Origin of the sequence: Pseudoalteromonas sp. HM-SA03 (assembly GCF_002289345.1) — a bacterium.
Lineage (GTDB): Bacteria > Pseudomonadota > Gammaproteobacteria > Enterobacterales > Alteromonadaceae > Pseudoalteromonas.
Map to the genome: position 1 here is coordinate 1 of NZ_NSDG01000047.1, position 10,801 is coordinate 10,801.

Annotated in this window: 13 protein-coding genes and 3 tRNA genes; 5 read left to right on the top strand and 11 right to left on the bottom strand. The window is 43.2% G+C overall.

Annotation, left to right across the window (positions count from 1 at the left end; genetic code table 11):
- Position 1: 1 nt before the first annotated feature.
- The 5 genes from CKO50_RS09255 to dnaQ form a co-directional block, all read right to left on the bottom strand.
- Positions 2-78: transfer RNA gene (locus CKO50_RS09255), tRNA-Asp, on the bottom strand.
- Between the two features lie 32 nt (positions 79-110).
- Positions 111-187, bottom strand: a tRNA-Asp gene (locus CKO50_RS09260).
- Between the two features lie 30 nt (positions 188-217).
- Positions 218-294: transfer RNA gene (locus CKO50_RS09265), tRNA-Asp, on the bottom strand.
- A 110-nt stretch (positions 295-404) separates the two neighbouring features.
- The gene (locus CKO50_RS09270) at positions 405-1,775 is read right to left on the bottom strand and encodes a TIGR03503 family protein (RefSeq protein WP_095727919.1); all 1,371 of its coding nucleotides are present in this window, start codon (positions 1,773-1,775) and stop codon (positions 405-407) included.
- Between the two features lie 98 nt (positions 1,776-1,873).
- Entirely contained in the window at positions 1,874-2,584 is a 711-nt protein-coding gene (dnaQ, locus tag CKO50_RS09275) for a DNA polymerase III subunit epsilon (protein ID WP_095727920.1), read from the bottom strand.
- A 69-nt stretch (positions 2,585-2,653) separates the two neighbouring features.
- On the opposite strand from dnaQ, the gene rnhA reads away from it, so the two are divergent.
- Positions 2,654-3,124 (top strand): ribonuclease HI, encoded by a 471-nt coding sequence (gene rnhA, locus CKO50_RS09280; protein WP_045989215.1) that lies wholly within the window; start codon positions 2,654-2,656, stop codon positions 3,122-3,124.
- A gap of 61 nt (positions 3,125-3,185) precedes the next feature.
- Here rnhA and CKO50_RS09285 read toward each other — a convergent pair whose 3' ends face one another.
- Entirely contained in the window at positions 3,186-3,935 is a 750-nt protein-coding gene (locus CKO50_RS09285) for a methyltransferase domain-containing protein (protein WP_045989216.1), read from the bottom strand.
- Positions 3,936-3,987: 52 nt separating this feature from the next.
- Between CKO50_RS09285 and gloB the strand changes: the two genes are divergently transcribed.
- Positions 3,988-4,755, top strand: coding sequence for a hydroxyacylglutathione hydrolase (gloB, locus tag CKO50_RS09290; protein ID WP_095727921.1), 768 nt, complete (start codon positions 3,988-3,990; stop codon positions 4,753-4,755).
- Positions 4,756-4,982: 227 nt separating this feature from the next.
- On the top strand, positions 4,983-6,557 hold the full coding sequence (locus CKO50_RS09295) for a LysM peptidoglycan-binding domain-containing protein (RefSeq protein WP_095727922.1): 1,575 nt from the start codon (positions 4,983-4,985) through the stop codon (positions 6,555-6,557).
- Between the two features lie 237 nt (positions 6,558-6,794).
- On the opposite strand, the gene CKO50_RS09300 is transcribed toward CKO50_RS09295, so the two are convergent.
- The 4 genes from CKO50_RS09300 to CKO50_RS09315 all read right to left on the bottom strand — a co-directional run bounded on the left by CKO50_RS09300 (position 6,795) and on the right by CKO50_RS09315 (position 8,695).
- The gene (locus CKO50_RS09300; RefSeq protein WP_095727923.1) at positions 6,795-6,995 is read right to left on the bottom strand and encodes a hypothetical protein; all 201 of its coding nucleotides are present in this window, start codon (positions 6,993-6,995) and stop codon (positions 6,795-6,797) included.
- A 205-nt stretch (positions 6,996-7,200) separates the two neighbouring features.
- Complete coding sequence (locus CKO50_RS09305) at positions 7,201-7,644, bottom strand: flavodoxin (RefSeq protein WP_095727924.1); 444 nt, start codon at positions 7,642-7,644, stop codon at positions 7,201-7,203.
- Positions 7,644-8,378 carry a tRNA pseudouridine(65) synthase TruC gene (truC, locus tag CKO50_RS09310; RefSeq protein ID WP_095727925.1) on the bottom strand — a complete coding sequence of 245 codons (735 nt, stop codon included), beginning with the start codon at positions 8,376-8,378 and terminating at the stop codon, positions 7,644-7,646. The genes CKO50_RS09305 and truC overlap by 1 nt, the downstream gene beginning before the upstream one ends.
- Positions 8,378-8,695, bottom strand: coding sequence for a YqcC family protein (locus CKO50_RS09315; protein ID WP_095727926.1), 318 nt, complete (start codon positions 8,693-8,695; stop codon positions 8,378-8,380). The genes truC and CKO50_RS09315 overlap by 1 nt, the downstream gene beginning before the upstream one ends.
- A 158-nt stretch (positions 8,696-8,853) precedes the next feature.
- On the opposite strand from CKO50_RS09315, the gene CKO50_RS09320 reads away from it, so the two are divergent.
- Positions 8,854-9,882, top strand: a complete 1,029-nt coding sequence (locus CKO50_RS09320) for a DUF3549 family protein (protein ID WP_095727927.1) — start codon at positions 8,854-8,856, stop codon at positions 9,880-9,882.
- Positions 9,883-10,188 (top strand): DUF3301 domain-containing protein, encoded by a 306-nt coding sequence (locus tag CKO50_RS09325; protein WP_010370922.1) that lies wholly within the window; start codon positions 9,883-9,885, stop codon positions 10,186-10,188. It abuts the gene before it with no gap.
- A gap of 78 nt (positions 10,189-10,266) precedes the next feature.
- Here CKO50_RS09325 and CKO50_RS09330 read toward each other — a convergent pair whose 3' ends face one another.
- Entirely contained in the window at positions 10,267-10,614 is a 348-nt protein-coding gene (locus CKO50_RS09330) for a DUF805 domain-containing protein (protein ID WP_095727928.1), read from the bottom strand.
- Positions 10,615-10,801: the final 187 nt, after the last annotated feature.

Genomic DNA, 10,801 nt, shown 5'->3' on the forward strand with positions numbered 1-10,801 from the left:
TTGGCGGAGTGGACGGGACTCGAACCCGCGACCCCCGGCGTGACAGGCCGGTATTCTAACCAACTGAACTACCACTCCATAAGAAGCAAATGCACGTTTGTAATAAGTATTGGCGGAGTGGACGGGACTCGAACCCGCGACCCCCGGCGTGACAGGCCGGTATTCTAACCAACTGAACTACCACTCCAGCGCGACTTATTGATACTACGAAGAAATTTGGCGGAGTGGACGGGACTCGAACCCGCGACCCCCGGCGTGACAGGCCGGTATTCTAACCAACTGAACTACCACTCCGCGTCATATTCTTGCAGTGTTTGCTGTAAGGTGTGCTCCCTGACAGCGGCGTGAATAATACGAATGACCCCCTCATGAGTCAACCGTTTTTTGAAAAAAAACCGTGTTTTTTAGTTATCTTTCATTGAAAGGTTCAAAATATCACCTGATTTATCATTTTTTGAACCATTCCCTGCTGCGTTATTTTCAGATGGTCCTAAATCATCAAGATCAATCACTTCTTCGGTTTTCTTAAATGGATTCTTTGGCATTGGTACTTTTAGTCTAATTGGCTTTTTTTGCACCAGAATACGAATGGCTAACCAACCGAGCAGTAATACAACTAAGTTACCAGCAACAATAATACTGACTAATAGCGCTGTGCTTATAGTCGGCTCAGGTTCTGGCTCAGGCTGTTTCGCTACTGGTAACGCAGCGGCTTCCAACTCAGGCACTTTTTCAATGGGTCTTTCAATTTCAAAATTGTAGTTTGGCAGCGTTGCCATAAACTCACGGCCATTGATATTTTCACCAAATGCTGAGATTTCTATGCTATAACGACCCCAATCATAGTTCTTGATTGGTAGCTGACGATAAAGTCGCTCTTCTGCATCTAAAGTAAACATTTGCTCTTCACCATTGGGGTAAAAGATTTTACCTTGTAACAAAATAGTTTCTGGCTTTACAACCGTGTCGTCTAACGTGATAGTAAGACCATGTTCAAGCTCGTTTTCACCCGCGAGCATCAATTCAAAGTTGAATGGCGGCTCAGCGATAACAATGGGGGATTTGATCACTCTTCTTTTTAGAATGGGTGTTTCTATAAAAAATTCGGGCTGCCACTCTCCCGCAGGAAAGTTTAATTTAAACTCTCCGGTGAAAATTCCATCCAAGGGCCTTTCATCAAACTCGCGGCCATCATCTTTAAAGTCGGTTACGCTTTGCGTACCTGCACCAAAGTTTGAATATTCATCGTTATTGGTACTAGAGAATTCCACATACAAAGTCACGACATCCCGGAAGTAACCTACATCTATCGGTTTGCCATCATTAGTCACACGCCCTGTTACCTTCAGCACTTCACCACGGAACAATAGCGGGGGCAAGGCTTCAACTTCGAGCTCAATGTCACCCAGCACCATTATGCGGCTGTTTTTTTGGATCTGTCCGATAACTTGCCAAGGGCCTGGCGTCGGGTTCTTTAGAATGATCAAGTCATAACTGACTTCGTCATACCATTGCAGTGCATCATTATCCAGCGAACTGGTCGCATAATATTTACTGCCATCAGGCTTCACGAGCACCACGGCAGGCGTGCCAGGTGCGCGAAAAAACAGTAAAGTAATTTCTTCAATATTATAATCAATGCGAAAACGGTTATCTAAAAGAGGGATTTCATTTACCTTACCGTCCCGCTGCAACATCGTTATCTGTGGTGTTTGAGCGCCAACAACCGTACTTACTAGCAGTACAAACCCCAAGATAAGCTGTTTTAGATTCATGCATTAACCCTACATTGCCTTGATGGCCTGAGTGATCTTTTTGGGATAAAGCCCTTAGTTAAGCGTCTACCCCATCCCAACGATACCGATTATATTCATTATTGTTGCCACAGACTTTGTCCACAAGCTTTGTTTACAAGCTCTAAACGTTCTGTATGTGCTTGTTCTTCATCGGCAGAAGCACGTAAAACTTTAAGTGCAGGACGATTGCTGTCTAAACGAATAATGCCACCGGCTGAGTTAGCCTGATCACCTTTATTTTGATTTGCCAAATTCAGCTTTTTTTGACCTCCCGTCATCGACAGGTAAACATCAGCAAGGATCTCGGAATCCAGCAAAGCGCCGTGCAGCGTACGTTTTGAGTTATCGATATCGTAGCGACGGCAAAGCGCATCTAGGCTATTCTTCTGGCCCGGATGAAGATCCCTTGCCATCACCAAAGTATCTAGCACTTGGCAATAGTCATGAGTTGCCGGAAAGTCTTGATTTAACTTAGCAAACTCGTGATCCATAAAGCCGACGTCGAACGGCGCGTTATGAATGACAAGCTCAGCTCCTTTAATATAGTCAAAAAACTCTTGCGCAATTTGATGGAAAAAAGGTTTATCTCGTAAAAATTCGTTGGTGATACCGTGAACATCAATGGCTTCTTCTTCAATGTCGCGCTGAGGGTTGATATATACGTGGAAGTTATTCCCCGTTAGTCTGCGATTGACTAGCTCAACACAACCAATTTCAATGATCCTGTGCCCTGCTTTAGGATCAATACCTGTGGTTTCTGTATCCAGTACTATTTGCCGTGTGTGCATATCGTTGCCCGCTTAACTTTGCTATTATTTTGCCCTATTCGCACATTTTACATAAAAATAGGCAATTCAGTGCAAAAAACCGTAGAGATTTATACCGATGGCTCGTGTTTAGGCAATCCAGGTCCAGGTGGTTATGGTGTTTACCTTTCCTATCAAGGACATGAAAAAGAAATGAGTGCAGGGTATAAACTCACAACCAATAACAGAATGGAAATGCTTGCAGCCATTGTTGCACTCGAAACATTAAAGCGTCCCTGCGACATCATTCTGTATACCGACAGCCAATATGTTAAGCAAGGCATTGAGTCTTGGCTTGAAAATTGGAAAAAGCGCAATTGGAAAACCGCAGCCAAACAACCAGTAAAAAATGTCGATTTATGGCAAAGACTGGACGCTGCCACCAGCCGACATACGATCCAATGGCGCTGGGTAAAAGGCCACGCTGGAAATAAATACAATGAGCTTGTCGATGATTTAGCGCGTGAAGCGGCTTCAGGTTCAAACCTACTTGTAGATGAGGGCTACGAAGCCGGTATTTAATACGCCTCTAGGAACAGTGCTCCTATACCTGCCCCATCAATGGTTACCTTAAGTCACAAAGCTAATCTTTATCTTGGCAGGTTTGCCTGAGTCCAGCCCCTTTCACAGCGGGTGTCCACTTAGGCTTTACATGCCACTTGGGTTTGATTGGAGTGAGCGGCATCACCCGCTTTCTTGCCACCAACATATACACGCTTCCCATCGGCTTTAAGTAATGACGACAAAAGCGGCGCCATGGCGCAAAACGTGAAAGCCTAGAGCCTCGCGCTAAAGACGCGTAAATAAAGCGCTCGTCACCAACAATCTCAAACCCGAGTAAATCTAGCCAATCCTTCACCCGCGATGGAGTAAAGAAGCGCCCTGACCAAGGGAGTTTTTCTTTACTAAAGGGAAGCATTTGCGCCACACCACATAAACTAAACGGATTAAAACCTGAGATCACAATATAACCACCGGGAATAAGCGTGCGATGGGCTTCGCGTAGAATATGATGCGGATCAGAATGATATTCTAAGCACTGGCTTAAAATACAAGCATCGACTGAGTTTTCGTAAAAAGGTAGCTCGTCAATTTCAGCAAATACCCCAACATGTTTGCCTTGTGGGGCAACACAAACTTGATGCTTAATCGGGCTGGCAGAGGTATTCATTTGGCCGCTTAAACAGCCGAGTTTAAGCATGTGATAACCAAACATTCTTGGTAGCCATTCATCCAGTCGTTTTTGGATCCCCACTTTTAAATATTCACCGTGAGGAAAGTCTTGCCACTCATCGGGTTTGGGTCCTTGTAAAAAACTTAACGCTGGTTTCATTTACTAAGCTCGTTATACTGGTGTTATTAATCACTTTATAGAGCATTGCGTTATGGTGCAAGTCGATGCAATCAAAGCATTTGATGACAATTATATCTGGCTGATAAAAGACCCTCTAAGTTCAAACTGTTGGGTGGTTGACCCCGGTGATGAACAATCTGTTTTAGATTACCTCGCCAAATTTGATTTAACACTGCAAGGCATATTAGTCACCCATCATCATTGGGATCATACCGATGGTGTTGCCCCACTTTTATCACATTTTCCTAGCTTAACGGTGTACGGGCCTAAAGATGGTAAATATAAAGGCATTACTCATGGCCTTAGTGAACACGATACGATCACACTTTTTGATACCACGCTGAACATTATCGCCACCCCAGGCCACACGTTAGACCATATCTGTTATGTAAATGATGAACTGGCTTTTACTGGTGATACGTTATTCAATGCAGGTTGTGGCAGGCTTTTTGAGGGAACACCTAGCCAAATGTGGCACTCCTTTGAAAAGCTACTCACCCTACCTGACACATGCAAAGTGTATTGCACGCACGAGTATACGCTCGCAAACCTTGCTTTTGCTGAGGCTGTTGAGCCCACTAACCAAGCATTGATCCAGTATCACCAACAAGCAAAGTCATTACGTGCCAGTAACGAGCGCACAGTACCTACAACAATTAAACAACAAAAAGCAATCAATCCTTTTGTACGTGCCGCGAATGAAACCATCCTCACCCATGTTCCACCACAATTTATCACGTCAGAAAATACACCAGAAGCTCGCTTTGGTGCACTGAGAAAATGGAAGGATAACTTCTAAAATATTCAATAGTGACCTAATGTAACGCCAAAATGACGCTTTTTTGGCGGACTTACATGGGAAGTATTGAATAAATTATCCATTTTCTTAGCAAAACCGCCAAAGATGAGAAAATCTAACGATTTTTAGGAAGTCGAAATAAAATAATAAAGAAGCTTTAAATGCTGAAACAAACTCGGTAATATTGCCGAGTTTTTGTCCGACCTCCCAAGCAAAAGAACGCATTTATGAAAAAGCTCGCCTTCATTATTGCATTATCAGCAATATTAAGTGGTTGTGAAATCACGCAAGAAACCCCATTGGAAGCTGCAACTGAACAAGAGAGGCAGGCCAACTTAGATCACGCGAGCCCTTATGATATCTCTCAAACACTCAGCACCTCATGGCAAGACGAAGATGAAGAGGCTGTGCCTGTATTTGACGACGTATGGGAACGGATCCGTTATCAGTTATCTATCGAAGTACCACAAAATAGACCTGTGGTCGCCGAACGTAATTACTATCAACGTCACCAAGCCTATTTAGACCGTATCGCAAAACGTGCAGAGCCTTACCTCTACTACATTGTTGAAGAGGTAGAAAAGCGCAATATGCCTGTTGAGATCGCGTTATTACCTATTGTGGAAAGCGCATTCGATCCCTTTGGCTATTCACACCGCACCGCTTCCGGTATTTGGCAATTTATGCCTCAAACAGGTGAACGCTTCAACCTCAAACAAAATTGGTGGTATGACGGCCGTCGCGATATTGTTGCATCAACGCAAGCGGCACTTGATTACCTCACCTATCTCCATAAAACGCTGGAAGGCGACTGGTTAAACGCAATTGCTGCTTATAATTCAGGTGAAGGTCGATTGCTCAGAGCAATCCGAAAAAATCGTAAAAAGCATTTGCCCACCGACTTTTGGTCTCTCGATTTACCTCGCGAAACCACCGCGTATGTGCCTAAATTACTTGCCTTATCCGACCTCTTAAAACGCTCAGATGAGTTTAAGGTCGCGTGGCAACCTATCATCAATGCCCAAGTTGTTGATACCGTTGAGGTAGGGTCACAAATTGATTTAGCGCTTGCCGCTGAGATGGCTGATATTTCTTTAACTGAACTCTATCGCCTCAATCCAGGTTTTAACCGTTGGGCCACCGATCCAGATGGTCCACACCAGTTATTATTACCTATGGAAAAGGTTGACACTTTTCAAGAGAAATTAGCTAAAACAGAAGTAAAAGATAGGCTGCGTTGGCAATATTATACAGTGCAAAAAGGAGATAGCCTGTCGGTCGTTGCGACTAAATTTAATACTAGTATCGGCGCCATTCGCTCACTCAATAGCATCGATGGCAATATGATCCGTGTTGGCCAGAAGCTATTGGTGCCACTCAGTGATGGCGAATTGCAAAGTGAGCATTTACCACCAGAGGTGCGCCTTGCCGCCAACAAAGTGACCAAGAAAAAGCTCAGCCACACGGTAAAGTCAGGCGATACATTGTGGGATATCAGCCGCGAATATGATGTTACCGTTAAGCAATTAGCTAGCTGGAATAAGTTAAAAACCAATGCGGTTTTACGCCTTGGACAAAAGCTTACCGTCTTTAAAGATGAAAAAGCAGCAAATCAAACCGTCCTCGTCAATACCGAACGCACAATCACTTACAAAGTGCGTAAAGGCGACTCACTAGCACGTATCGCTACTAAATTTAACGTTAGCGTGAATGAAATCGTCAAATGGAACAACCTGACTGGACAGAAGTATCTCCAACCAGGTCAAAAGTTAAAACTGAAAGTTCAGACGAAACGTGTTTAGTGTTTAGCGCTAAGAGCTAGGGTTTAAAAATAAAAATCCAATATCAGCGATGATATTGGATTTTTACATATTAAAGCAGCACTTTTGACTCACTTTTCCTTAAAAATTACGACAGTTCTATCGTTTAAATACACAGTGTTTCAACGTCGCTTACAGCTGATTTAAACCCAAAAATTTGGTTAGGCTTCAATGCTGATTAATATTATCTAAAGGAAGTTTCATAAAGAACTGATATCGTTAGTACATTACTGGCGTACCACCAATCCTCCTGCAAATTCTCGATGCGTTATCCGCATCTCGATAATCAGTAAAAGAGTCAGCCCATAACAACTCACCGTTTTTGTAACATTCAAGGTAAATTTCTTCGAATGCGGTAGCATTAGACGACATTGCGGTGGCGAAAATAGCAGATACAGCAAATAGAATCGGTTTAATCATTATTTTTTTCCTTTTCATTATTTTGAACTTTATAATATCGGTCACTTTTCATACAACCAAGACTAATGTCACACAACGTAACCAGAATGTAAATATTTATATTTTTTGTTACTATGATTATGCTGATGAGTTTGCTATTTGAGCTGGCAACGCGGCCTATTAAGCCGCGTAAATTGAAAGGGTATGCTTGAACAGAAGATAAAACCTAAAGGTTTTTTGCCAATGCTTGAAGCCAAGCCTCTGCCGGCTCCCAAGGCTCAAAATATTCACACGCATCGATGTCTAAGCGCGGTTGTGCCCGAGTGGCGTTCAACTCTTCAATCAGGGCATCAATTTGCTTTCCAGCACCACAATAAGTATCGCCATAACTAGAATCCCCCAATGCGATGACCGCTACTTTCTTGCCCGTTAGCATCGGAAATTCGCTTTGCATTTGCAAAAATAAAGGCAACAAGTTATCGGGAATATCACCAGATCCGGTAGTGGAAGAAATAAATAAAATGTTTTCAGCTTGCGTTACATCAGCGATGGAAGCAGGTTCAATAACACTTGCCTCATGACCCGATTTATTCAAAAACTCAGCACTGTCGTTTGCCAAGTTTTCAGCATTGCCGTACATACTTCCCACAAAAATGGAAACTTTTGCCATTATTTATAATCCTTCTCGTTGTCTGACCAGCCGAGCTGAGCGAAGACAGCCAATGCTTCTTCCCCCAAATCCGCGGTAATTGAAATCGTCGTGTTGTTATAAGGATGTACAAATTCCAATTTAGTTGCAAATAACATCAACCGACGTAAGCCAAAATGATCGACAAAAAAGTGGTTGTGTTTATTATCACCGTGATTGACATCACCTATAATCGGATGTGCTAAATAGTTGAGGTGACGCCTAATTTGGTGTTTTCTACCCGTTTTAGGGAAGCACTCCACCAACGAGTAGCGGATACTTGGATACTTACCAAAAGGAATTGGCAAGCTACCCTGCAATAAACAATTTATCTGTGTTTGCGCTTCCTGCGGAGCTTTATCCTGACAGGCAAACTTATCAGCGATTTTATCAAGCTCTTCTTTGAGTGGTCTGTCGACGAATCTAGATTCAGGAGCAAATCCGCGAACAAGCGCTAAATAGCGTTTTTGAATATTACCGCTAATAAAGATTTCATTCATGTCTCGCGCGGCCTCAGAGCTTAGTGCAAACAACAGCACGCCTGACGTCGGTCTATCTAAACGGTGAACGGGGAAAACATGTTGACCAAGTTGATCACGCAGCATTTGCATCGCAAATTGTGTTTCTCGCTTATCCAAAAACGAGCGATGAACCAATAACCCTGACGGCTTATTTATCGCTACATAATGCGCATCTTGATATAAGATCTCAAGCATTACGCGCTCTTTGTAATTGTATTATCAAGGTTTTTTAAGCACTGATGCACCGCATTAAAATAAAGATGTTCACTCAGCACCATTTCAGCCATTGGCGCAATCGCCATATTTTCCGGTAATGCTTCACCGCTTTTTGCCATTGTTCGCATTTTGCCCAAGAATACAAATTGCAACCACTGCGCGAAGGTCATCGTATCGCAACAAAATGGCTCTGTTGAGGTAAGTGCCTTAGCCGAAATTGGCTCGTCTTGCCAAAGACCCGTCGCCTTTAAACAAGTCTCAAGTTCGTCTAACTGAATCAATAATTCCGAGTTCATCGGTCCTGTCTCTTTCTCAATTTTTTACATTATAGCAATTTGCATTATTTAGGAGCTAGCCAATTCTCTCAAGTGCACCTTTTTCATAGGCTTATCAGCGCTCCCAAAAGTAGCTATAATTGCCGCTATTGAAAATATAAGTAACATATAGAGCATTCATGACAGCGCAAATTTCAACTTTAGGTGAATTACTAACAAACGCCGGAACGCAGTGGCGAGTCTATGATATGGGTCGACGTATCACAAAAATAGATAAGAAGCAGTTTGCGCAAATCGAGAGTGCTCAGGTCCCTTATCCTTACCCGCTTGGCGGCCATGCCATCATGGCGATTCAATTTTGGGATAATGAGGCGACCGCTGATCCTTATGTGTGGTTTTTAAAGTTTCCACTGGATGAGCAAAGCAAGCTCATTATCGCCAGCCGTGACCACTTTGCCTCCATGGTACTCGAAGCATTAGGTACTCAACTCACGGGCGAAGCCGCTCAAGGGAAACTTGATAACAACCCTTATGTCTTCACGCCAAACGCGAACAAACTCGCGGCATTCAATGCGCTATTAAAGCGTGAGCTTAATCGCCCGGCTTCTCAATATTACGAGCACGCCGAACTCTATTTTTCTCGCGAGCTTGGGTTTGAACGCTGGCAAGAAATAGCGCTACAAGGTATTGCAGACTTTGCCCTACGTCTAGACCATGGTCATAACGCGAGCAACCTGCAACAGGCGTGGTCTTTTTTGCCAGCAGAAGTTAAGACACCATTAGCCGCAATGCTTGAACACGTTACGGTCTCAACATCACAAACCGAAGACTTTTTAGCCGCTTTAAACCGCGCATGCCAACAGCAAAATAAGGACGCCGTAGTCACTAATTTGCGTGCGATGTCGGGAAGTCACGCGCTTGGTCTCATCGCCCATGCAGTAGACGCCATTTTAGCATCTGAGTTGGGAGCAGATGCAGATTGCTTACTCACTATTGCAGGGCGTGCTTGGGAGACACTAACCGACCAGCAAAGGCTTTTTATCTATATGGAAAAAGCCGCTGAGAATAATCAAATCGATGGACTTTTCGGCAGTATTTTCGCAGACTTAGTTGCAATACCTATGTTACGCCCACATGTTTTAGGGATTATTAGAGCAGAAAATCGCAGTGAAACTCTGTCTCGTGCAATTGGAAGGTTATTTTCTTAAATGACAACACTTTGGCTTTTTATCATCGTTTCATCTGGTATCGCGCTATTTTGGTATAGTCGCCAGATAGCAGAAGCGGCAAATAGGCATGCACAGCATCAAGCTGAAAGTTTACAGGTGCAACTGTTAAGTGTTGCCTGTATTAAGCGCCGTTTTGGGGTATTAAAAGACGGTAAACTTGGAATAAAAAGCCAATTTATGTTTGAGTTTAGTTCAGATGGCGAGTCAGCCTATCAAGGTAAGCTTTACTTAGAAAATGAACGATTAGTCAAAAAAGAATTGCCCGCTTATAAAATCGCAAGTTAATCCGATGGGTGCGAAAGTAGGCACTTAAATTCATATAAATACAAGTGCCTGCTCTGAATTTATAATAGTACAACTATTTTAAACATACCCTTTGACGCTTGGCCCGTAGTCGTTTTCACCAACCTCGCTATCCATGGTGGTGAAATATATAATCACTAATAAGCCAACGATAGGTACAAAGCTCACTAGAAGCCACCAGCCCGAGCGTCCAGTGTCGTGAAGACGACGAATAGATACTGCAACTGTCGGTACTAGAACCACCAAATAATAGATACCTGTCAAAAACAGAGTGCCAAAAAGCCCGTCGACAATACCAATTGCAAAGCCTATCAACGCATTTATTAAGATAAACATCCAGTATTCTTTGCGTCTTGAACGTCCACTAAAATCGGAATATCTTTTTAATACTGTTAGATACCATTCCATTTCTTTTTCCTTGACTATTGCGCCAACATCGCGCACTAAAAAACAATACCAATTCGCTTAATTAAGTGATCTATTTTGAGGCGGGAGAATCTTAGCGATAACATCACTACCGCGTCCTGCTATCGCCAAGGTACCAAAATCCATGCAGGCAAGGCAAGGCAAGGCAAGGCAAGGCAAGGCAAGGCAA

Excerpts from the sequence above, each read along its gene's own strand:
- CKO50_RS09270 (WP_095727919.1), bottom strand. The coding sequence starts at position 1,775 with ATGAATCTAAAACAGCTTATCTTGGGGTTTGTACTGCTAGTAAGTACG.
- dnaQ (WP_095727920.1), bottom strand. The coding sequence starts at position 2,584 with ATGCACACACGGCAAATAGTACTGGATACAGAAACCACAGGTATTGAT.
- CKO50_RS09285 (WP_045989216.1), bottom strand. The coding sequence starts at position 3,935 with ATGAAACCAGCGTTAAGTTTTTTACAAGGACCCAAACCCGATGAGTGG.
- gloB (WP_095727921.1), top strand. The coding sequence starts at position 3,988 with ATGGTGCAAGTCGATGCAATCAAAGCATTTGATGACAATTATATCTGG.
- CKO50_RS09295 (WP_095727922.1), top strand. The coding sequence starts at position 4,983 with ATGAAAAAGCTCGCCTTCATTATTGCATTATCAGCAATATTAAGTGGT.
- CKO50_RS09300 (WP_095727923.1), bottom strand. The coding sequence starts at position 6,995 with ATGATTAAACCGATTCTATTTGCTGTATCTGCTATTTTCGCCACCGCA.
- CKO50_RS09305 (WP_095727924.1), bottom strand. The coding sequence starts at position 7,644 with ATGGCAAAAGTTTCCATTTTTGTGGGAAGTATGTACGGCAATGCTGAA.
- truC (WP_095727925.1), bottom strand. The coding sequence starts at position 8,378 with ATGCTTGAGATCTTATATCAAGATGCGCATTATGTAGCGATAAATAAG.
- CKO50_RS09315 (WP_095727926.1), bottom strand. The coding sequence starts at position 8,695 with ATGAACTCGGAATTATTGATTCAGTTAGACGAACTTGAGACTTGTTTA.
- CKO50_RS09320 (WP_095727927.1), top strand. The coding sequence starts at position 8,854 with ATGACAGCGCAAATTTCAACTTTAGGTGAATTACTAACAAACGCCGGA.
- CKO50_RS09325 (WP_010370922.1), top strand. The coding sequence starts at position 9,883 with ATGACAACACTTTGGCTTTTTATCATCGTTTCATCTGGTATCGCGCTA.
- CKO50_RS09330 (WP_095727928.1), bottom strand. The coding sequence starts at position 10,614 with ATGGAATGGTATCTAACAGTATTAAAAAGATATTCCGATTTTAGTGGA.